Annotated in this window: 17 protein-coding genes and 1 pseudogene; 6 read left to right on the top strand and 12 right to left on the bottom strand. The window is 68.5% G+C overall.

The window, feature by feature from the left end:
• Positions 1–373: 373 nt before the first annotated feature.
• Complete coding sequence (locus KIK09_RS31035; RefSeq protein ID WP_214322934.1) at positions 374–1591, bottom strand: glycosyltransferase; 1218 nt, start codon at positions 1589–1591, stop codon at positions 374–376.
• A gap of 92 nt (positions 1592–1683) precedes the next feature.
• On the opposite strand from KIK09_RS31035, the gene KIK09_RS31030 reads away from it, so the two are divergent.
• From KIK09_RS31030 to KIK09_RS31015, 4 genes are all read left to right on the top strand, one after another.
• Positions 1684–2274, top strand: coding sequence for a TetR/AcrR family transcriptional regulator (locus KIK09_RS31030; protein ID WP_214322933.1), 591 nt, complete (start codon positions 1684–1686; stop codon positions 2272–2274).
• Between the two features lie 195 nt (positions 2275–2469).
• A complete protein-coding gene (locus tag KIK09_RS31025; RefSeq protein ID WP_214322932.1) occupies positions 2470–3081 on the top strand; it encodes a PadR family transcriptional regulator in 612 nt (203 codons plus the stop codon).
• Between the two features lie 161 nt (positions 3082–3242).
• Positions 3243–4451 carry an FAD-dependent oxidoreductase gene (locus tag KIK09_RS31020; RefSeq protein WP_214322931.1) on the top strand — a complete coding sequence of 403 codons (1209 nt, stop codon included), beginning with the start codon at positions 3243–3245 and terminating at the stop codon, positions 4449–4451.
• A gap of 4 nt (positions 4452–4455) precedes the next feature.
• Positions 4456–5178: a hypothetical protein gene (locus KIK09_RS31015; RefSeq protein WP_214322930.1), complete on the top strand. Its 723-nt coding sequence runs from the start codon at positions 4456–4458 to the stop codon at positions 5176–5178.
• A gap of 27 nt (positions 5179–5205) precedes the next feature.
• Here the strand turns inward: KIK09_RS31015 and KIK09_RS31010 are convergent, their stop codons facing one another.
• From KIK09_RS31010 to KIK09_RS30995, 4 genes are all read right to left on the bottom strand, one after another.
• Positions 5206–9783, bottom strand: coding sequence for a caspase, EACC1-associated type (locus KIK09_RS31010; protein ID WP_214322929.1), 4578 nt, complete (start codon positions 9781–9783; stop codon positions 5206–5208).
• The gene (locus tag KIK09_RS31005; protein ID WP_214322928.1) at positions 9770–10321 is read right to left on the bottom strand and encodes an effector-associated constant component EACC1; all 552 of its coding nucleotides are present in this window, start codon (positions 10319–10321) and stop codon (positions 9770–9772) included. Before KIK09_RS31005 ends, KIK09_RS31010 begins: the two co-directional genes overlap by 14 nt.
• Before the next feature lie 161 nt (positions 10322–10482).
• Positions 10483–10884, bottom strand: a complete 402-nt coding sequence (locus KIK09_RS31000; RefSeq protein WP_214322927.1) for a hypothetical protein — start codon at positions 10882–10884, stop codon at positions 10483–10485.
• Between the two features lie 487 nt (positions 10885–11371).
• Complete coding sequence (locus KIK09_RS30995; RefSeq protein WP_214322926.1) at positions 11372–11857, bottom strand: MarR family winged helix-turn-helix transcriptional regulator; 486 nt, start codon at positions 11855–11857, stop codon at positions 11372–11374.
• 107 nt (positions 11858–11964) lie between these two features.
• Between KIK09_RS30995 and KIK09_RS30990 the strand changes: the two genes are divergently transcribed.
• Together KIK09_RS30990 and KIK09_RS30985 are read left to right on the top strand one after the other, a co-directional pair.
• Positions 11965–12624, top strand: coding sequence for an NADPH-dependent FMN reductase (locus KIK09_RS30990; protein ID WP_214322925.1), 660 nt, complete (start codon positions 11965–11967; stop codon positions 12622–12624).
• 174 nt (positions 12625–12798) lie between these two features.
• Positions 12799–13086, top strand: coding sequence for a putative quinol monooxygenase (locus KIK09_RS30985; protein ID WP_214322924.1), 288 nt, complete (start codon positions 12799–12801; stop codon positions 13084–13086).
• A 22-nt stretch (positions 13087–13108) separates the two neighbouring features.
• Here KIK09_RS30985 and KIK09_RS30980 read toward each other — a convergent pair.
• The 7 genes and pseudogenes from KIK09_RS30980 to KIK09_RS30950 all read right to left on the bottom strand — a co-directional run bounded on the left by KIK09_RS30980 (position 13109) and on the right by KIK09_RS30950 (position 21284).
• A pseudogene (locus tag KIK09_RS30980) lies at positions 13109–13963 on the bottom strand (IS5 family transposase).
• A 287-nt stretch (positions 13964–14250) separates the two neighbouring features.
• Positions 14251–14691 carry a hypothetical protein gene (locus KIK09_RS30975; protein WP_214322923.1) on the bottom strand — a complete coding sequence of 147 codons (441 nt, stop codon included), beginning with the start codon at positions 14689–14691 and terminating at the stop codon, positions 14251–14253.
• An 89-nt stretch (positions 14692–14780) separates the two neighbouring features.
• Complete coding sequence (locus KIK09_RS30970; protein WP_214322922.1) at positions 14781–14936, bottom strand: hypothetical protein; 156 nt, start codon at positions 14934–14936, stop codon at positions 14781–14783.
• Positions 14937–15135: 199 nt separating this feature from the next.
• Complete coding sequence (locus KIK09_RS30965) at positions 15136–15687, bottom strand: hypothetical protein (RefSeq protein ID WP_214322921.1); 552 nt, start codon at positions 15685–15687, stop codon at positions 15136–15138.
• Between the two features lie 701 nt (positions 15688–16388).
• Positions 16389–17267, bottom strand: a complete 879-nt coding sequence (locus KIK09_RS30960; RefSeq protein ID WP_214322920.1) for an alpha/beta fold hydrolase — start codon at positions 17265–17267, stop codon at positions 16389–16391.
• Between the two features lie 828 nt (positions 17268–18095).
• A complete protein-coding gene (locus KIK09_RS30955) occupies positions 18096–19064 on the bottom strand; it encodes a LacI family DNA-binding transcriptional regulator (protein ID WP_214322919.1) in 969 nt (322 codons plus the stop codon).
• A 30-nt stretch (positions 19065–19094) separates the two neighbouring features.
• The gene (locus tag KIK09_RS30950) at positions 19095–21284 is read right to left on the bottom strand and encodes a DUF5054 domain-containing protein (RefSeq protein ID WP_214322918.1); all 2190 of its coding nucleotides are present in this window, start codon (positions 21282–21284) and stop codon (positions 19095–19097) included.
• Positions 21285–21505: the final 221 nt, after the last annotated feature.

Raw genomic sequence — 21505 nt, 5'->3', positions numbered from 1 at the left:
GGTCCTCGGGAGCGAACCTCACGCTGGTGCCGACACCGAGTTGCCGTTCACGAACGGCGATCTGGTGACGCAACGCGAGAATCTCAATGTCCTTGTCTCGATCTCCCAGCGGTAGCAGCCGCAGTGTGGCAAAGGCGTTCGTGACGAGATAGGCCAGGCGAAGAAGCACAAGCGATCATCCTGCCGCGACTCCTTTCCCTTCCGAGAGCCAGCGTCGGCGCACGTCGGGAGCAGTCAGGCAAGCCGGATGACCTGCACGGATGGCATCATCGGCAGGGGCACTGTCAGGCGAACCGGGGCGACCCAGAAGCCACAGCCCGCTCTGTGTGATGGATCCTCTGCGCATGCTGAACCGTGCTTCCAGTCCGACCTGTCACCCTGATCGGTGGTCGGGCCTGAGGCTGACCCGGAGCTGGTTCACCGCCTCGACGACGGGCGCCGCGCCGTCTTCTGCCGAGATCCCGGCCGAGAGGGCCTGGGCCCGCTGCCGATAGGCCGGGTCGGTGACCGCGGTAGTGAGCGCAGCGGCCAGCCGTGCGGGCGTCAGGCGGCGGAACGGGATCGCGGCCGGCGCCACGCCGAGTGCCATCAGCCTGGACGCCCACAATGGCTGGTCGTTCATGACCGGCACGGCCACGGCGGGCACCCCCGCCCGCACCCCGCTGGCGGTGGTGCCGCTGCCGCAGTGGTGGGCGACGGCGGACAGTTGGGGGAAGAGCCAGTCGTGCGGAACGTCGCCGACCGCGAGCACGTCGTCGGAGATGTGTGCCAGCAGACCGGTCTGCAGCACGCCGCGCAGCCCGGCCCGGCGCAGCGCGTGCACGGCCAGCTCGGTGTACTGCTCGGCCCGCGTGCTCGCCAGGCTGCCGAAGCCGACGAAGACCGGTGTGGGCCCTGAGGTCAGGAAGTCGCGCAGTACCGGATCCGGCTGCCAGCCCCGCGGCCGGCGCGGCCACCAGTACCCCGTGATCTCCAGGCCCGGCCGCCAGTCGGGCGGGCGCGGCAGCACCAGCGGGCTGACCCCGTGGAAGACCGGCCAGCGCGTGCTCTCCCGGCGCCGGTAGAGGGCACGCGGAGTCATCGGAGGCAGCCCCAGCCGGGCCCGCATCTTCGCACTCGCCCCGGCGAGCAGCGGCAACTCGAACGCGAGCCGGGCCGCCCTGCGGTTCCCCCACCGCCCGAGCGACCGGCGGAACAAGCTCGTGACCGGCGGAAAGTCACCGGTGGGGTCGATCGGCTGCAAATGCACCCCCATGCTCGGCACGCCCATCGCCTCGGCGACGTGAATGCCCAGCGCGCCCGCCGTGCCCAGCAGGAGCAGGTCGGCCTTCTGCTCGGCGATCCCGGTCAGGCCCTCCATGACCTGCTCGCCGTATTTCTGGAATGCGTTGATGGAGAAGCGCCCGGTCAGTATGGGGAGGGGGTCTCCGGGAAGTGGTAGATACTCCAGACCTGCATCGGTCACCAACGCCGCGTACGGCTCATGCGCGGCGATGGCCACCTGGTGCCCGGCCTCGCGTAAGCGCGCCCCCAGTCCTGTGTACGGTGCCACGTCGCCCCGTGTGCCGACCCCGACGATCAGAACCCGCATCCTCGTCTCCCCTGTCTCGTTTATCATGCAGTCGCATGATAAACAGCGGCGGCGGGCTTTTGCCATGCACTCGCATGAGAAAGTGATGGGATATGCCAAAGATCGTTGACCATGACGCCCGGCGCCGGCACATCGCCGAGGCCGTGCACCGCATCATCCACGACAAGGGCATGGAGAGCGTCAGCCTGAGGGAGGTCGCCGCCGAGGCCGGAATGTCCATGGGGACAGTGCAGTACTACGTCACAACGAAGGACCAGATGCTGCTACTGGCGCTGGAGCACTTCAGGGTCTGGATCGGGATCCGGGTAGCAGCCGTGACCGCGCGCCAGTCCACGCCGCTCGACCTGCTGCGAGGGACCGTACTGGAACTACTACCGCTGGATGACGAGCGCAGCTACCTGAACCGCATCGGGCTGGCGTTCCAGGCGAGCTCGGTAGTGGCCGACGACCAGGCGGCGGCGATGCGGCTCGGGCTGCCGCACCTACTGTCCCTCCTCGCCGAGCAGATCAGGGCCGCCCAGGCCGCTGGCCAACTCGCCGCCCACCTGGATGCCGACAAAGAGGCAAGCATCCTGTACGCCTTCGCGCAGGGCATCGTGAACGCCGCTCTGGTTGGGCACTACACGCCCAAGGAGGTCGTGGCGGCGCTCGACTACCACCTGGCACGACTCCGCGCAGGGTGATGGGCCGACCCGTCTGGCCGCCGGCGAGGTCTTCAAACGCCCAGCTCACCACCGCATCGGAACCAGCGGATCGCGGACGTACTCGCCATACGAGAGGGCGGTTCCTCTTCGACCCCAGTCCCCGGCTGCCCTGGCCATGTGGCCACTTCTGCGCATATAGTGCGGATGACATTAGTGCGGCTGACAAGGATGGTCATGGGAGCGCCGGACCTACTGGGGTTGACGATCCTGGCCCTGCTGAGCGAACGGGATCGGCATCCGTACGAGATGCGCCTGCTCATCCGGCAGCGCCGCAAGGACTATGCCGCCGGATCGCCGCGCAGCCTCTACCGGGCAGTCGAGCGGTTGCAACGGGCTGGGCTGATCGAGGAAGTGGAGACCGGCAGGGAGGGCCGCCGGCCGGAGCGGACCGTCTATCGGCTCGCCCCGGAGGGGTTCGAGCACTTGCAGGACCAGCTCGGCGAGCTGGTCTCGGTGCCGCTGGAGGACTATCCCGCGTTCACAGCAGCCGTGGGCCTGCTGGCCCAGCTACCGGTCGAGGCGGCGCGGGAGGCGCTGCGGACTCGGGCGGTGCTGCTGGAAGGGCAGATCGCCGAGCTGGAGGCACAGCGGTCGGGGCTGGGGCGACGGCTGCACCGACTCCTGCTGCTCGAACTGGAGTACCTGCTCACCCTGCGGCGCGCCGAACTCAGCTGGGTGCGGGAACTGGCCGAGGACATCGCCGGGAGCCGGCTGGTGTGGGATGCCGACGCGGTCAGGGCCGACCCCGGTCTACTGGTGGCACCGGGAGGTGCTCACATGAGCTGAACGAAGAAGGCCCCGGACCGCGTGCGCCAACACGCCCCCCGGGGCCCTCGAATCCGAGCCGGTCCTCGCGTCAGCACGCGAGCCGGGGCCTCAGATACGCATGTCAAGGTTACCCGGTGAGCTGCTCGCGAGGACGTACCGATCCAGCGAGGAGTTTCACCATGCCTGTCAACGTGTTGATCATCGGTGCCGGGATCGGCGGTCTCGCGCTCGCGCAGGGGCTGCGCCGTACCGGGATATCCGTCAGCGTTTACGAGCGGGACCGCGGCCCCGCCGACCGCCCGCAGGGTTACCGGTTGCACCTCAACCCCACTGGTCTGCGCGCCCTCCGTGAGTGCCTGCCCCAGCAGGTCCTCGAGGCGTTCGAGGCCACCAGCGGACGCCCGGCCGAGATCATGACCTTCTACACCGAGAACCTGCGTCGCCTGCTCACCGCCAAGGGCAGGACCGAGGGCCACCGCTCGGTCAGCCGGGACACCTTCCGCAACGTGCTGCTCAGCGATCTGGAATCGCTCGTACGCTTCGGCAAGACCTGCACCGGCTACCGGTATGAGCCGGATGGCGCCGTCACCGCGCTGTTCGGCGACGGCACCACGGCCACCGCCGACGTTCTGGTGGCCGCCGACGGCACCGGCTCGCGGATCCGCCACCAGTACCTCCCGCACGCCGAGCGGCTGGACACCGGCATGCGCACCATCGCCGGCCGCCTCCCGCTCACCGGCCGCGTCCGCGCCCTGCTGCCCGAGGTGCTCTTCAGTGGGCCCGCCACCATCACCGCGCCCGGCGGCGCGGGCATGTTCGTGGCGGTTCAGGAATACCCACGCCAGACCGGCGGCGACTTCGTCAGCTGGGGCCTGGGCGCCCGCCACACCGCCATGGGAGAGACGTCGGGCCTGGACGGGGAACGACTCCGGTCCCGTGCCCTCGCTCTGACCACCGGATGGCACCGCAACCTGCGTGCTCTGATCCGCGACACCGACCCCGCCGTCGTGAGCGCGACCGCCGTCCGCAGCGCGGTGCCGGTCTCCCCATGGCAGCCGAGCACGGTCACCCTGCTGGGCGACGCCATCCACAGCATGACCCCGGCCCGCGGCATCGGCGCGAACACCGCACTGCGCGACGCGGCGCTGCTCGCCCGCGGCCTGGCCGCCGCCGACCGCGGCGAGCGAGCGTTGCTTCAGGCGATCGGTGACTACGAGACACAAATGATCGAGTACGGCTTCGCGGCAGTCCGCGCCTCACTCGCCGAGCTCAAGCGTCAGACCTCGCTGGACAGCCGCGCGGGCCTGGCCATCGCCCGGACCGCCCTACGGGTGATCGACGTCGTTCCCCCGCTCAAGCGCCGGATCTTCGCCGACCTCGGGCAGTGACGTCATGAAGCCTTCGCTCACACGTACGGCACTGGGCGGCCTGACCGGCGGGGTGGCGTTGTGCGCCGGACTGTACGTGACCTTTGCCCGCTTCGGGTGCTCCAGCCGCGGTGAGACCGGGCTGCTGTTCGACCCGGCCACGCAGAGCCCCAAGCTCATCGCGATCTGGAAGGACATCGAGCCCCTTCCACTGCTGGTCGATCATCCCCTGGTGATTCTGGCGGGCTACTTCGCCTTCGCCACCGGCTACTCCTTCGTCTACCGCTCGGTCGCGACGGCATGGCCCTCCGGAAAGTGGAAGCGGGTCTGGCGGCTGGCCGCCTTGATCTGGCTGACGGCGGCGTTCTTCGAGTTCCAAGGGCCCGTCAACCTCGCTCACCAACCCGTCCTCCCCTTGGCTATCGCGTTGTCCTTCTGGGCGGTCGCCGCCCTGGCCGAGGCACTCGCGATCGTCTTGACGGTCGGCGCCCAGCCGGCACCCGCGAGGGCCTGGCCGCCGCCCGTGCTCACGGCCGCGTCGGCGAGCGCGCCAGCGCAACTGGTGGGCAAACGCTCGAAGGTTGACCAGCACGACCAGCCGTCCCAAAACGACCGTTTTAAGGACCAGCAACCGGCGCGCGGCTCCAATCGGGACTCTTCGCTCGCGTCATCCCCCGTAGCCCCCACGCAGTTGCTGACGTCAATTGAGCATTCCGGAAGTGCCTGGCAACGAACGGACCACTGGTGACGGCGCCTGATCGCGTCCCGGTTGCGCTCATCGAGCGCTGTGGGGGCATACGGCCTGGTAGGGCTCACCTGGCGCGTACTGTGACCACTCCTCCTGCGTCAGCGGCCGGCCTGCCGCAGCGCACACTGCGGATAGCGGATCGTCAGGTAGCTTCGCGTCCCAGAGCCGGATCGTGGCGTCGTATCCGGCGCTGGCCAGGGTGTGCCCGTCCGGGCTGAACACCACCCCGCTCACCCCGCCCTGGTGACCGGTCGGGGGTGAGCCGATCTGCCGATGGGTCGCGGTATCCCAGAGCCGGATCGTGGCGTCGGCTCCGGCGCTGGCCAGGGTGCGCCCGTCCGGGCTGAACACCACCCCGTACACCGCGTCCTGGTGGCCGGTCAGGGGTGAGCCGATCTGCCGATGGGTCGCGGCATCCCAGAGCCGGATCGTGGCGTCGGTTCCGGTGCTGGCCAGGGTACGCCCGTCCGGGCTGAACACCACCCCGCTCACCCCGCCCTGGTGACCGGTCAGGGAGCCGATCTGCCGACGGGTCGCGGCATCCCAAAGCCGGACCGTGCCGTCGGTTCCGGTGCTGGCCAGGGTACGCCCGTCCGGGCTGAACACCACCCCGTACACCACGCCCTGGTGGCTATTCAGGGGTGAGCCGATCTGCCGGTGGGTCGCGGCATCCCAGAGCCGGATCGTGGCGTCGGTTCCGGCGCTGGCCAGGGTGCGCCCGTCCGGGCTGAACACCACCCCGTTCACCCCGCCCTGGTGGCCGGTCAGGGGTGAGCCGATCTGCCGATGGGTCGCGGCATCCCAGAGCCGGATCGTGGTGTCGTATCCGGCGCTGGCCAGGGTGTGTCCGTCCGGGCTGAACACCACCCCGCTCACCGCGTCCTGGCGGCCGGCCAGGGGTGAGCCGATCTGCCGGTGAGTCGCGGCATCCCAGAGCCGGATCGTGCCGTCGGCTCCAGAGCTGGCCAGGGTACGCCCGTCCGGGCTGAACACCACCCCGTTCACCCAACTCCGGTGGCCGGTCAGGGGTGAGCCGATCTGCCGGTGAGTCGCGGCATCCCAGAGCCGGATCGTGCCGTCGGCTCCAGAGCTGGCCAGGGTACGCCCGTCCGGGCTGAACACCACCCCGTTCACCCCGTTCACCGCGCTCTGATGGCTATTCAGAGGTGAGCCGATCTGCCGGTGGGCCGCGGCATCCCAGAGCCGGATCGTGCCGTCGTGTCCGCCGCTGGCCAGGGTACGCCCGTCCAGGCTGAACACCACCCCGTTCACCCCGCCCTGGTGGCCGATCAGGGGTGAGCCGATCTGCCGGTGAGTCGCGGCATCCCAGAGCCGGATCGTGCCGTCGGCTCCAGAGCTGGCCAGGGTACGCCCGTCCGGGCTGAACACCACCCCGTTCACCCCGTTCACCCCGCGCTGGTGGCCGATCAGGGGTGAGCCGATCTGCCGGTGGGTCGCGGCATCCCAGAGCCGAATCGTGGCGTCGTATCCGGCGCTGGCCAGGGTGTGCCCGTCCGGGCTGAACACCACCCCGTTCACCCCGCGCTGGTGGCCGATCAGGGGTGAGCCGATCTGCCGACGGGTCGCGGCATCCCAGAGCCGAATCGTGCCGTCGTATCCGGCGCTGGCCAGGATGCGCCCGTCCGGGCTGAACACCACCCCGTACACCCCGCCCTGGTGGCCGATCAGGGATGAGCCGATCTGCCGACGGGTCGCAGTATCCCAGAGCCGGATCGTGCCGTCGGCTCCGGCGCTGGCCAGGGTGCGCCCGTCCGGGCTGAACACCACCCCGTTCACCGCGCCTTGGTGGCCGATAAGGGAGCCGATCTGCCGACGGGTCGCGGCATCCCAGAGCCGGATCGTGCCGTCGTATCCGGCGCTGGCCAGGGTGCGCCCGTCCGGGCTGAACACCACCCCGTACACCGCGCCCTGGTGGCCGGTGAGGATGCCGCGCGCCGGATTCACTGCGGCGTTGAGCAGGCTGAGGCGGGCGTCGGATGTCGGTGCTTGTGTCCGTGCCGCGACCGCGAGCAGTTGGGACAGGGTGCCGTCAAAATCGCTGAGTCCGATACTCTGCGCGGCCAACTGCCGAGACAGGGCTTGCCGGCTGGCCTGCCTTGCCTGCTGGGCGACGTCTGTCGCGTTCCGGGCCGCGTTGAACGCGACAGCGCTCGCGGTCAGCGAGACGATCACAAGGACGGCCAGTGTGATGATGACCAGCCGCTGGACGCGGCGGCCGCGGCGGGCCAGGCGCCGCGCGGCGGCGAGGAAGTCGCGTTCTACCTCGCTCAACCAGGCGCGGCCAGTTCCCGCTACGGCCGGCCCCGGACCTGCGGCCTCGGGACTGGCCCGGTCGTCGCGTGGCGCCTGGGCCAGGCGGGTGCCCCGGTAGAGGAAGGCCGGGTTGCGGTCGTGATGGTCCCACTGGCGGGCGTCGTCGGCCAGGCGTTGCCGGGCGATCAGCGCGGCCCGGTCGGCGTCCAGCCATTCCTGTAGCTGCGGCCACGCGCGGATCAACGCCTCATGGGTGAGCTCGGCCCCCTCAGCGGTTTGGCTGATCAGCCGCGCGTCGGTGAACCGGTCGAGCGTGGCCTGCACGGCAGGCCGTTCACTCTCCTCGACGACGGCCACCAGTTCGGTGTGGGTCACTTTGCGCCGGGTGTCGGCGACCTCGTCACCGAGCCGGACCAGCGTGGTCAAGACGGTGCGGGCCGTGGCACGGTCCCGCAAGGGCAGGTGGGCCAGGGTGGTGTCGGCGGATTGGGCCAGCGCCCCGGCGACGCCGCCGCTGGCCCGGTATCCGGCCAGGGTCATCATCGCCTCCGGGCTGTGCTGCCAGGTCGACAGCAACGCGTGCGACAGCAGCGGCAACGTCCCCTCCGCCGACGCGGGCCGGCCAGGAGAGGCGCCGACATCATCCAGCAGCAGCTCCACCAGCCCGGATTCGAGCTCCAGGCCCGCTTTGCGGGCAGGTTTCTCGATCGCCTGGCGCAGGTGCGTTTCGCTCATCGGGCCGACGACCAAGGCGTGTTCCAGGGCGGGGACCAGCAGCGGGTAGGCGGCGCAGTGCCCGAAGAAGTCCGCCCGCACCGCGACCACCACCCCGGCCTGCGTGCTGGCCGCGTGCAGGGCCTGCACGCTCGCCCGCCGCACGTCCTCATCGAGGGTCGCGGTGAACAGCTCCTCGAACTGGTCCACGACGATGACCGGCCGAGCCTCCAGCGCCGCAAGCAAGTCACCGGCCGCCTGCGGATCTTCCCGCAGCCGCTCTCGCAGGTGATCGGCATCCACGCTCGCGCGTACGCCGGTGGCGCCGCCTAAGGATGCCAGCTGCCGTGCCAGCTGCCCGAGCGGGTCGCCGGTTGGAGTGAACACCACCGCCGGGGTGCGGGCCGTACGCAGGGCGGTGAGCAGGCCCGCGCGCAGCAGCGACGATTTGCCCGCACCCGAGGCACCGGTCACCACCAGCGGGCCCGGCTGCCCCCGGCCCGCAGCCACACGGTCGATCAGGGACCGAGTCAGCTCCTCGCGGCCGAAGAAGAACTCGGCGTCCTCAGGACCGAACGCCGCCAGCCCACGGTAGGGACTGAACGCCGTCTTCGGCCCCCCTGTCGTCGTGCTGCTTGGGGCGCTTGCGGGTGTGGGTGTCTCCGCGGCCGGTGCGGTGGCCGCCGTGCCGAACCGGTCGGGCTGATCAGTGCCGGTGAGGCCGGGCTGATCAGAATCCTCGGCCGCTGCTGATCCTGGTAGTCCGGAAGCCTCCTCCCGGGGGGCAGATCGTCCCAGCCGCGCGGACACCACGGGTGTCACGGGCGGGCCACGCCGGTCCAGACCCTGGCGGTGAAGGTGGGCGCGGTTGGCGAACACGATGGCGCGGTCGGCGGCGTCGACGACCCGCCGGTGCGGACGCGGCAGATCCCGCTCGGTCATGACCCGGCTCAAGGACCGGTAGCAGTCGTCGATCGTCAGCACCGCCGGGGCGATCGGATCCCCACCGGTGATCAAGCTGATGAGCGCGCCGGTGAAGCTCGTATAGGTTTCGCCGGGCGGCGCCCACGCCTGCTCACGGGGACCGGTGGACGCCAGCACATACATCCCGCGCTGGTCATGATCGAACAGGCGTCCCGGCGGCTCGGCGCTCGTCGCGCCGTCGGCCAGGCCGGCGAAACAGCAGTCGACCAGCACCAGTACCAGCCGCGCTGTGGCGTGGGCGAGAATCTGACGGACCACCGCGTACGGCAGCGCCTGATACGCCGCAAGGCCCCGGCGAAGGTCGATCGTGGCCCGGGTCGCCAGATGCAGCTCCCCGTCGTCGTCGAGTACCCCGTGCCCGACGTAACCGAAGACCAGCACGTCTTCGGCCTGCCCGGCCAGGTCGGACAGGGCCGTGGCGAGGGTCGCCGGGTCGGCGGGGTCGACCAGAACGCTGAGGTGCGCCGGATCCAGGCCCGCGCGATCGGTCAGGCACCGCCCCAGGTCAGCGACGCTGGCCGCGACCGACGGCCGATCGCCCAGGATCGAACCGGCCGCGTGCGTGGCCGACCCGGCCAGCAGCACCCGCGCTCCCGGGGCGGCCAAGACCAGGGACGGGTCAGTGGCTGTCATCGCCGCCTCGGCCCTGCCGGCCGCCTGGACCGGGGGTGCCTGCCTGGCCCGGCCCAGCGGGCCCGTCTGGCTCGGCGGGGTGGGCGGGTTCACTGCGCCCAGGTGTGCCGTGGTCACTGAGAAGCGCGGTGACGTGCTCGGTCAGGGCCCGGGTCGCGGCCAAATCCAAGCCCTTGACCCCTTTCACCGACAGCTCCACCCGCGCATCACCCGCGGGGTCGCCGCTGCGTGACACCGCGACAGTGATCTCACCGGTCTTGCGGGTGCCCAGCCAGGCGATGACTACCGTGGACAGGCTTGCCAGCGCTCCGCCGGTGCCCAGCACGACCTGCAGCGCCTCGGGAAGGCCGCCGCTCAAGGCGCCGTCGCCGCCCTGGCCATCGACCAGGCGCACCCGGCCCCGCAACTGCGGCTCGCCGCTCAGCCACACCCGAAGGTCACGTAACAGATCACTGCTCGCTTGCTCGTCCGGGCTGCTGGCTGTCGCTTCAGGGCCGCCAGCGGCCCGGTCGTTGGTGACCGTCACCAACACGTCCATGTCACGAGCTGCTTTCATCGGCGTCCTCACTGGAGCGTTCTCCGGGATCACGATGCGCTGGTAGCCGTGGGCCTGTGACCTTGCTGGGCGTCTCGACGAGACAATCTTGCTCACCACGAATTATGCAGTCAACAAACCACCGCAAGGCTGCTTCTTTCAGATCAGCGTGCGGCCAGGTGTCGTACAAAGAACCGGCGTACCGTGCGGCGGACCTTCGGGACCGAGACTGTCGGGTCAACGGTGCCGATCAGCGCGTCCCGCCCCGCTGCGGCCATCAACCCGGCCGTCTGGGGCTGGGGGTAGTCGGTGAAAATCCAGTGGTTGGCGTCGGCGATGCGCGCGCTGTGGACCCATCGACCGGAGAGCGCGGCCAAGACCGACCAGGAGCGGTCCAGTTCCTGCCGGCGGTCGAATCTCGCACTGCCAAGCAGGAGCATTGGCCGGCTCACCCCTGCTGCCGTGACGGGGAACGGTTCTGCGGTACCTCCGGGCGCGTTGGGCGGGTAGTCCAGGTAGCTCTCCAGATTGATTCCGCCGCGGATTTGCTGGTTCTCGTACAGCACCTCGGCGACGGCGCTTCCGCCTGCTGAGTGTCCGTACACTGCGCCTGCCGATAATTACATCCGCCCAGTTCACGACCATGTTGGGCTTGGCGAGGAGTGCACCAGTTCCGGCCACCAGGCAAAGGAACACGAGCGGCATGATGATCGGCCATGCTCCTTCGCCTGGCCTATCTGACCATTACCAACGCCTTCGCCGCGCTGCGGCTGCTGCCGATGGGCGATCGGGACAAGGACGTCGAGATTCTCGCCACCCGATCACGATGAGCAAACCGTCGTACCGCTGGAAGGCCGGATCGAACGCCGCAAGATGCCTCGCGCACGTGTACGGCAACACGGCTGACCGGCCCGAGCGGCAGCGCCGGTATCCGTCGGACATGACAGAGGCGGAGGGGGCGGCCATCCGGCCGCTGCTGCCGGTGCCGGGGCTGGATGCGCAGCCGGGGCGGCCGGCCGGAGGCGTACTGCCACCGCGCAATCCGGCAGCTTCTCAGTCGCACTGAGGCGGCGACGCGAGGCGCGGACCGCTTTCGTCGGATTCGGGGCGATCGGCGCCGACCGCGCGCAACAGCAGCTCGTGAAGGGTTGCGCGCTCCTTGGGGCTGAGTGCCTGGAGAATCGTGCCCTCAACTCTCGTGAGTCGCGCCTGCGCCGCCTTTAGTGCCGTCTCGCCACCTTCGGAGAGTTCGACGATGTGCCGTCGGCGGTCGGCCGGGTCGCGACGGCGGATTGTCAGCCCACGCTCCTCGAGTTCGTTGAGGAGTCCAACGACGTTGCTTGGGTCCAGGCCGAGCATCTCCCCCAGTGCCTGCTGGCTCATGGCCCCGCGTTGGCTCAGCAGGTTGAGCGCGATGACCTGTCGGTGGCGAATACCGCCGGGCTCGGTCGACGCGTCGACGGCACGCCGTCCCATGCGCGCAAGCTGGGCAATCAGCGGCATGGACAGGCCCTCGAAGGTCGTCCGCGTGCTTTCCATTCTGCAATCGTATCCCTGTCTACCATGGTTGGTGTTCTGCAATGATTGGTCTTCCACAATGATTAGCGATACGCTCACGATCTGTTGATCACAACCCGGAGGTGCGGATGTCCAAGCTGAAGATCATCGTGGGAACCACTCGCCCGACCAGGGCGGCGGATCGGGTGGCGCCCTGGGTGGCGTCCGTCGCGGCCGCCCACGAAAGCTTCGATGTCGAGGTGCTGGACCTGCGGGACTGGCCGCTGCCGTTCTTCTCCGAGCACTTCGGCACCCTCGGCGACATCAACGACCCGACGTACTCCGAGCCGGTCGTGAAGGCATGGAACCGGAAGATCAAGGACGCGGATGCCTACATCGTCGTGACAGGCGAGTACAACCACAGCCTCCCGGGTGTCCTGAAGAACGCCATCGACTCGGCCTGGCAGTCCAACGCGTTCCGCAACAAGCCGGTCGCCGTCGTCGGCTACAGCGCCGGCATCGGGGGCGGGATTCGGGCGATCGAGCACCTCGCCCAGATCGTCGTGGAGACAGAGGCCGTGCCGCTTCGCAACACGGTCGTGATCCCGTTCGTCAACGACGCGTTCGATGACGCCGGCCGGCCGGCGAGCCCCCTGACGAACGTGGGACTCGATGTCGTACTCGACGATCTGGCGTGGTGGTCGGTGGCACTGGAGCAAGCCCGCACAGCCGGGGAGTTGGTGCCGGGCCGGATCCGGCTGCGCACCGCGATGCTCAAGGCAGAGGCCGCCAAGGAGTCAGCGGCGTGACGTCGCCACCAACGGACGTCACACCATCAACTACCGGCAGCCAGCAGCCAGTCCAGCCAGAGAAAGTGGGAACCCGTGTCCGACACCCTCTCCGCCGTCCCCGAACCGGACGAGGCCACAGACCGTAGGCAGGCCGCGTCCCCGAAGGAGCACCCGGGGCCCATAGTCTTCACCGTGCGGCTGCAGGCCCGGCCGGACAAGATCGAGGCAGCCGAGCGGGCGCTGGAAAAGATCGCCGGCCCGACCCGTGCCAACCCGGACTGCCTGGAGTTCCGCATCTTCCAGGATCGAAACAACCCGCACCTGTTCACCCTCCTGGAGCACTGGATCAGCGTCCAGGCCTTCCTGACCCACGGTCAGCGCGACTACATGGCGGAATACGTGGCCACGAAAGACTTGATCTTCGAGGACATGGCCGGCGAGCACGTCCAGGAGATCCACCCGCTGAACGCAGCGCCCTAGGGCCTGTACGGACTTCGGATCTTCAGATCGGTTGAAGGCTTTGGATCCACAAGATGGCCCCGCGTAATGAAGGCCGGCCAGGTAGCTCCTGGGCGTCTTGTCGAAACGGAAGGCCAGCCCACGCCACTCCTTGATCCGATTGATACAGCATTCCGCCGTGTTGCGCTCCTTGCAGAGATCGGGATCATGACTGACCGGTCGGCCTCCACGAGCGCCGCGCTTCTTGCGGTTGGCTGCCTGGTCGGCTTTCTCGGGGATGACTGCCTTGATGCCGCGTCGGCGCAGGTAGACGCGGTTGCCGCGAGAGGAGTACGCCTTGTCGGCGGCCACCGCACCCGGGCGGGTGCGCGGGCGACCGACGGGCAGGCGGACCTTGATGCCGTTCAGCACGGCACGAAACTGCGGGCTGTCTCCCGCCTGGCCCGGGGCCAGCACGAAGGACAGCGGACGGCATCGCCGCTCGGCGGACAGGTGCACCTAGCTGGTCAGCCCGCCCCGCGAGCGGCCGAGCGCGGCGGCCTTCAGCCGGAGCCTGGGCAAGCTCGCCGCCCAGGACCATCCCCGCAGCGTGATGGTGGGCGCGAGCCGTGGTGGAGTCCACGCTGACCAGGCCGAGGTCAACCTGGCCCCGGGCTGCGGCCTCGGCGATCATCGCCTGCTCGAAGACTCCCATCATCGCCCACGACCGGAATCGGTCGCAGACCGTGGAGCACGGTCCGTACTCGGCGGGCAGATCCCGCCACGGACTGCCCGTACGAAACCGCCACATCGCCGCGTTGAACTGCTGCCGCAGGTCTGGGGTCGGACCTCGCTCACCCAGCGGCAGGTGAGGCTCGATCAACGACCACTCCTCGTCGGTGAGGTCTCCACGCGCCATGGCGATGGCCTACCAGGATCGGGGCCAAAGCGCAGGCGAATCCCTCTGATCTCAACTTCGTACAGGCCCTAATAGATCACGAGCGTAGGTTCCGTACTGAACCGCCGCGTTCGCACGAAGGAGTCCCACGCTCGTGACCCGAGGATCGAGCCACCACGGACAGCGACCGCCTACGTGCGCGATCATGACATGTGCCCCGGCGGCGATCACAGGCATGGGTTGCGCCGTGGTGGTCGGCGTGCCCACGACAGGCGCGCCGACCAGCGGGCGTCGAGCACCACCGGCCCTTAGCCGCAGATGGCGTCGTTACGCGTGCAGACGGTGCTCCCGACCATCTTCCACCGGTGGTGCCCCTCATTGCTGGCGTAGAGCCGGACGACGGCCGACTCGACTCCGCCTCGTACGTTCAGCTGCAACTGGAAGGAGTAGCCCTTCTCCCCCGAGCACTTGATCCGAGAGTCCTTCTTCACCAGCGACCCGTGCAGGGCGACCACCTCGACCTTCGCGCAGTTGTACTCCGTCGCGGTCACCGAGCCGCCGATGACGATCGTCCGATTCAGCCACTTGATGTTGCCCTGAGCCGCGTAGTCGCCGTCGCCGTAGTCGAGGTGGTACTGGGATCTCGCGTTGCTTGACGCTGCCTGCGCGGTGGCGGGGACGCCCAGGGAGAAGAGACCGAACGAGGCGAGGGCGACCGCCGCCGCTCTTGACGCGAGCCTGATGCGCATGTTGGGACCTTTCCGATGGCGAAGGTGTAAATGCCTACGTACGACGAAGCCCGCCGTACGTTTGTTGTGCCGGAAAGGAGAACCTTCGGTTAACGGCGAGATCGCCCGCACTCGGCGGAGATCCGCTCGATGCTGTCGAGGTCGGTGTACGGTGCGACAAGGACGTCATCGTCGACCAGGCCCGCGCTGGACGGATCTCTGCCGGACAAATGCCAGCAGCCCACCGGGGAGAACAGACTGGTCACCAGTGATCCTTCCAAGCGGCTTCCTTGACCGCGGGTGATCTTCGTTCCGCTGTCGCTCCGCTCCTACATGCGCAGAGGACGCTGAACGCTCCAGGCATCTGCAGACCGCGTGTTCTTGGCCCACCGCTCGGGTCGGACTCCGCTCTTCATCCTGTGCCGCACCGGACCGAGACAGCAGCCCCCCGAGCCGGCCACGGCGTCATCTCGTCCAGCAGCCGGGGTTCCACGAGACGCTCTTGTTGCCGGAATACGTCGCCTGAGTGGTGTCGGCGACCTGGATGTGTCCGTCGGCGTACTTGTAGATCAGCTTGACCTGGTACGTCTGCACGATCTCGGAGATCAGCGCCGATCGGTTCGGACCGCCGGGCAGCCAGTACGTGCACCGGGAATCCAGGGAGCGGGGAAACCCTTCCCCATGGGATTGCTCGATGACGTGGTCCCTAGCGGTGGCGTTGTACGCGGTGCCGAGCCCGCGCGCCCACGGGTTGAAGGCCACGTCGCTGCTGGAATACTTGCACACCTGGACATTGTCCTTTTTGAAATTGGGGCTGCCCTTGCCGGCGGCCACTCCCCACGTCTCCGTGTCGGTGCAGGATTCGGAGTAGCGGGCGGAGCCGGTGGGCGTCACTTCCACCGTGATCGACGCCTGATCGGCCATAGCCGTAGTGGGTACGCAGAACAATGCCGCGGTCATTGCCGCCGCCGCCGCGCCGGCACGCGCAACCGTACCGCGACCGAAACTGAAGTCCATTTGATCGTCCTTTCCTGGTGCTGTTCTCAGCGCCATGCCTGACAGTAAGGAAAACGACTTGGGAAGCGCTTAAGCCGATCCCCCGAAAGACATGAGAACGGCTTGGGTGTGACTTGGCGGACGCGCTCCGCCGACTACGAAGCAGCGGCTGGCGAAATCCGACCTCTGCGGTGGATCGGAATCGGTCCTGTCTCTCCGTCCAATTCGTCAGGAGCATGGTGAACGCACCCGATGCCCCTGAGAGGAAGCGATGGCCGAGGCTGCTCGGTGGCTGCTCATACGCGTTCGATCTGTGTAGACCACTTGGGCCTCATCGCGAAAGCATGGCCCTGGGCAGCAGTCCCGGCAGGGACAAATAGCACAGAGTGTCGATGGTCAAGCACGCATGGTTGCTCGGTGATTGCTCGTGTGAACGCGATACGGCGCGGCACGTATCGGCACTGGCCGGCACGACGACGGGGAGAATCCCGCTCACAGCGACACAAAACAACACTCCACGACACCATAGGAACCGACTCATAATCCGTGGGTCGTGGGTTCCACTCCCACCCGCCCTACTCTTCCACACCCCATCCGACCTGCGATTTCTCGATTCTCGGGGGGCTCTGATCTCGCTGTTGCCGTGATCCCAGTCGCCGCGCTCGATCAGCCGGTTCGCCGCTACCAGGTATACGCACCTGTTCGGGCAGTGACAGCTCCTATTACCTCGCCAGTAGGGTGCGTAGCGCGTTGGCGGTCTCGCCTGGCGCTTCCTCGGCCATGAAGTGTCCGCAGTTCAGGGTGGCGAGCTGCGCTTGCGGGGCCCATGCCCGCCAGGCCTTGGTGGCGACGCGCCCGAACACCGGCCCCAGGTCCTGATGCAGGACCGCTAGAGGCATTTGCAGCAAACTCCCGGCCTGCTGATCCCCTTGGTCATCTTCAACGTCGATGGTGGCGGAGGCGCGGTAGTCAGCGACGATCGAAGGGATCGCCTGACGAGATGCCGCCAGGTAGGCAGCACGAATGTCGGCCGGGATCGCATCCGGATCGCGGGTCCAGATGTTCAGGAAGTGGCCGAAGAAGGCATCCGGGGCAGCGGAGATCATCTGTTCGGGCAGCCCGCCTGGCTGGGCCATCAGGAACAAGTGGAAGCCGCGGACGCCCGCGGTGCCCCGCAGGGTCTCCCAGACGTCCAAGGTGGGTAGGACGTCCAAGCAGGCAAGGTGGGTGATCACGTTAGGGTGATCGAGTCCGGCACGAAAGGCGACCAGGGCGCCCCGGTCATGTCCGGCCAGCGCGAAGCACTCATGGCCAAGGGTGTGTGTGAGTGCGACGATGTCGGCGGCCATGGTGCGTTTGGCATAGGTACGCCCGTCGGTGTCGATCGGCTTGTCGCTGTCGCCATAACCGCGCAGATCAGGGCAGATCACGGTGTGGTCGGCAGCCAGATCCACGGCGACGTGTCGCCAGCTCAGATGCGTCTGCGGGAAGCCGTGCAGCAGCACGATCGGGCTGCCCGTGCCGCCTACAGCGACCTTCAGCGCCACGCCGTCGGCGACGGTGATCCGCTGGTATTCGAAACCCGCGATCTTCGGTTCCATCATCGATCCTCTCGCTGCCTGGCCGACTGCAGGCGGCTGCTCTGGGGTGCATGACTGGCTCTGGCGATGGGCGTGACGGGATGCCTTATCGAGAGCATGGCCTCCGCCTCACCCCGCCGGACAACGGTCAGACAGCGAGGGAGAATCTTACGGAGACGGGACAGGCCCGGTTGCCGACGTCATCCCGGTGAGCGGCTGACGGCGACATTGGTTGATGTTAGTGGCCCATCATGCAGCCCGGCAATCGGGTAACTCATCCATGATCGGATAATGCGGCGATGTCGGTCATGGGCGGGCTCTGTCCGCAGCCATGTAAAAGTGGGTCTGGCCCTGCGGGTGCCGAATATTCATCCGTACAGGTCAAGGGCCGGTGGATGATTCACCCTCGGGTGAGCGCCTCGAGCGCTGTGCCAGCGGCAGGATGATCGGTCGTGTTGCACTTGGCCCGCTGTTGGCCTGCGACTTCTTCGAGGTCCGCACGCTGGTGGCGGCGCGACTGTACGTCCTGGCGGTCATCGAGCACGCCGGCCCGAGACATCCGTCCAGCCGGTCACCGGCTGTGCGGCGTCTTCGACGGCTGACGCCGTGGTACGCACCCGCCACGTGCCATCGAGACTGCGGGCGCGGGCTGTGGTCGTACGGTCGACGCCGTCGGTGCCGCGGCGCCCTCGGCCGGTTCGACCGCCTCGAGGTATTCGAGGCTCGACCAGAGCTCCCCGCACGGCGGTCTTGATGGGCTGGATGATCGACATTGATTCCTGGTGTCCTCTCGCGGGCCGGGAACGTACCCGATCTCTCGTCAATGTCGATGGCGGGGCAGGGCGGTGATCAGGCGGAATTCCGCCACACCGGCTGCGGCGCGATCGACACCCGCCGAACGCCACCACCGGTGCCGCCGAAGTCGGCAGCGATCAGTTCGGCGGCTGCCCGCGCGATTGCCGGGCGGTCGATCGCGAGCGTCGACAGCGGCGGATTCATGATCTCACCGAGCGACAGTCCGTCGATGCCGATGATCCGAATGTCGCCGGGGACCGCCAACCCGATCTGGTGCGCCCCGACGATCGCACCGATCCCGATCAGGTCGTTGAACGCGATCACCGTGTCGACCGCGGGCGCCGCCTCGCGGAGTCGGATCAGCGCCCGCGCGCCATCCTCGATCGTCAACTCGCTGTTCTCGACGTGCTCCAGGTCGACGATCTCGTGCAGCAAGCCACGACGCGTCGAGCCCTGGGCCGCCCCGAGCACAACACAGTCGATCATGGCGAACCGCCGCGAGCCGCGCTCCCGCGCCTCGGCGATCAGCTGCCGCATGCCCTCGGCAATGTCGAGTTCGATCACGTGCGTGTTCCTGGCCGACGGGTCGGCATCGATCCGTACGATCGGCAGCCCGGGCGCCGCGGTCTGCAGCAGCTCGTCCGGCGCCATCAGGTAGCCGACGATCGCGTCGACGTGCATCGCGAGCTCACGCACGACCTCGTCCACGTTCTGCCCGGTCGTCGTCGCGATCGTGGTCTGCCAGCCTCGCTCGGTCGCGACATCCATGATGTCGGCCGCCAGGTCGGTGTAGTACGGGTTGCGCAGCGACTCGACCACGATGCCGATCGAGCGATGCTTCTGCCGCGCGAGGTTGCTCGCGAACCGGCTCGGCCGGTAGCCGAGCTGTTCGGCCGCATTGAGCACCCGCTTCCGCGTCGCCGGCGCGATGTCGGCCATCTCGTTCATGGCGCGCGTCACCGTCTGCCGCGACACCCCGGCCGCAGCAGCTACATCGTTGATCGTGACGTTTTTGCCGGGCACGCGAGCAGTGTATCGGCGCAACCGCGGTCGTCAGGAGCGACGCAGCACCGTCACGAACTCGAACCGGGCATCGTCGTCGAACCACGGGCGGAAGTTCGTGCCCCACGCGTTGTTGTGCAGCGTGAACGCGAACCCGGTGGCGGTGTCGCCCGGGTCGTTGTCGAATTCGTACATGCGTGGGCGCCCGAGGCTCATCACCGGGGTATCCATCGGTTCGATCGTGATCTCGTCCGACGCGTCGGCGTACCGCGCGACCTCGATGGCGTGCCAGGTGCGCCCGCCGTTCCGGACGACATCGGCGGGGTCGACCAGCACGCCCGCCTTCTGCAGCCGCCACCGGCTCGGCGTGCGGGCGGCGGGATCGAACCGAAGCCACGACGACTCCGGGGCGTAGAACGCGTCCTTGTCGCCGAGCCAGAGCGTCGTGCGCACGATCACCGCGCGCGGCTCGTCGAGCGGGGTGATCGCATGCTCCAGAGTGATCTGGCGCGGGGCGCCCGCATGCTCGGATGCCTCGTCGGCCAGCCGCAGCCGGCTGCGAACGTGCAGCGCCCCCGAGGCCTGCCACGTGACCGTATCGACGACCCGCGGCAGGAACCGACGCGTCGTCGGCACCGGCCGGAGCAAGTCGAATCCGGGCTTACCCATATCGGGGAACGCCCACCAGCCGTGGCGATACGGGTTGCGCACGTAGTCGTCCAGCCAGCGCTGCACGTCGGCGGCGCCGTAGGTCCAGTACTCGTAGGCACCCAACGTGCGTGATGCCCTCTCCGCGCGCACCCCCGGATTGCCTTCCGCGGCACCCGTGTCGGCGAGCACCTCCCACCCGTCGAGCACGAGGCTGACGAGCGACCCGTCGGCCCCGAGCTTGGCTCGCACCCGGCCGTCGCCGGCCGTGCCATCCGCTGCCACGGCGCCGGCGGGGGCGGCGGGCACCGACTGGTCGAGCTCGGACGCGGCCACCACGCGCAGCGGCTCGGGCAGCGCCCGCACCGACTCGAGCGCGTTGGCGCGCTTCTCGTCGAACGCGGCGATCGCGCCGGAGTACCGGTAGGGCTCATCGAGTACGGGACTCGCCCACCGCGTGTAGTCGAGTGTCGGCGGGATCGTCTCGTCCAGCACGATCACATCGCGCTCGCGCTGCTCGCGGAACACCTGCTTGTCGTACGACACGTAGTCGGGCATGTAGCGCTTGTGGTCGTACCCGCAGGTGTGCTCGGCGACGAGCATCAGCTGCTCGGCGAGGGCGCGCTCGGGCGTGCTGTCGAGCTTCAGGCTGCCGTCGGCGAGCCATCCCTCGCGCAGCCGGCCGAGGCGCTTCAGCGCGCCCGTCGTGATCGGGTCGGCCGCCATACCGTAGATCCACGAGTCGCCGATCTCCTGCGTGATGACCGGCAGGTTGGCGCGTGCGGCCCAGGCGGCCTGGCCGAATCCGTTCAGGTCGGATGCCACGACCTCGGCCTCGGGGTACCGCTCGCGCAGGCGCGCGAGCAGCGTCAGCACGTCATCTTCGCGCGGCGGTCCGTGGTTGTCGTTGGTGAACGAGAAGAACAGCCCTTCGGTGGAGCCGGGTACCGGCCGCACCGTCGCGAGCTCGGGGTCGGAGCCGTACTCGGGGTCGTACGAGAGCACGATCTCGCTGCCGTCGGGTGCCCGCCAGACCGCGTGCTCCGGCACATCCGGCACCGGCGAGGCCCCGTTCACGCCGATGTGCAGGTAGTTCACGCCGGCGGCCACGAGCGCCGGCACCAAGCCGATCGTGTGGCCCGGGACATCCGTCATCTTCGCGGCCGTCGTGACGCGGCCGTACTCGGCGTCGAGTCGAGCGGAATAGGTCATGCAGTGGTCAAGCAGGCTGCGCGACAACAGCTCGGTCTGGGTCGTGACCGGATAGGCGTGCCACGACACGAGCCCGTCACGGATGGCTCGGTCGAGTTCGGCGCGCTGCGCCGCAGTGCCGTCACGCAGCGCGTGCGTGATCAGCCAAGCCCCGGTCGTCCAGACGAACTCCGGGCGGCCGAAGCGGTCAGCAAGGTCGCTCGCAAGCCGGATGGCTCCGGGAATGAACTCATCGCGATACCGCCGGAGCACGTTCACCTCGAGGTCGGTGAACCCGACGTCGAGGTGGGTCTTGAAGACCACGTGGATCTTGGAGAAGGTGGCCTGTGCGGCCTGGGATTCATCGGCCTGCGCCTGCGTTCGCCATCGATCCACCAGCATGAGGTCTCCTTTATCGCCGCGGTCACGATCGGCACCGATGCCGAAAGTGCACCTGGACGGCACTGTGCACATCCCGTGAACGTTCACGGGATGTGCACATCGGAGTTTAACGATGAAAACTCCGCGAAAGCTACCGTGACATCGCAGGGAAGCTCACCTCGGCGCAGCCCGCGCAGGGCGAACAGCCGATGGGAGGCCGCCTTGGCGAGGAGGGCGAAGGT

The organism is Nonomuraea sediminis, from assembly GCF_018531495.1.
GTDB lineage: Bacteria > Actinomycetota > Actinomycetes > Streptosporangiales > Streptosporangiaceae > Nonomuraea > Nonomuraea sediminis.
The sequence above is the reverse complement of the archived record's forward strand: the minus strand, read 5'-3'. Positions and strand labels throughout refer to the sequence as shown.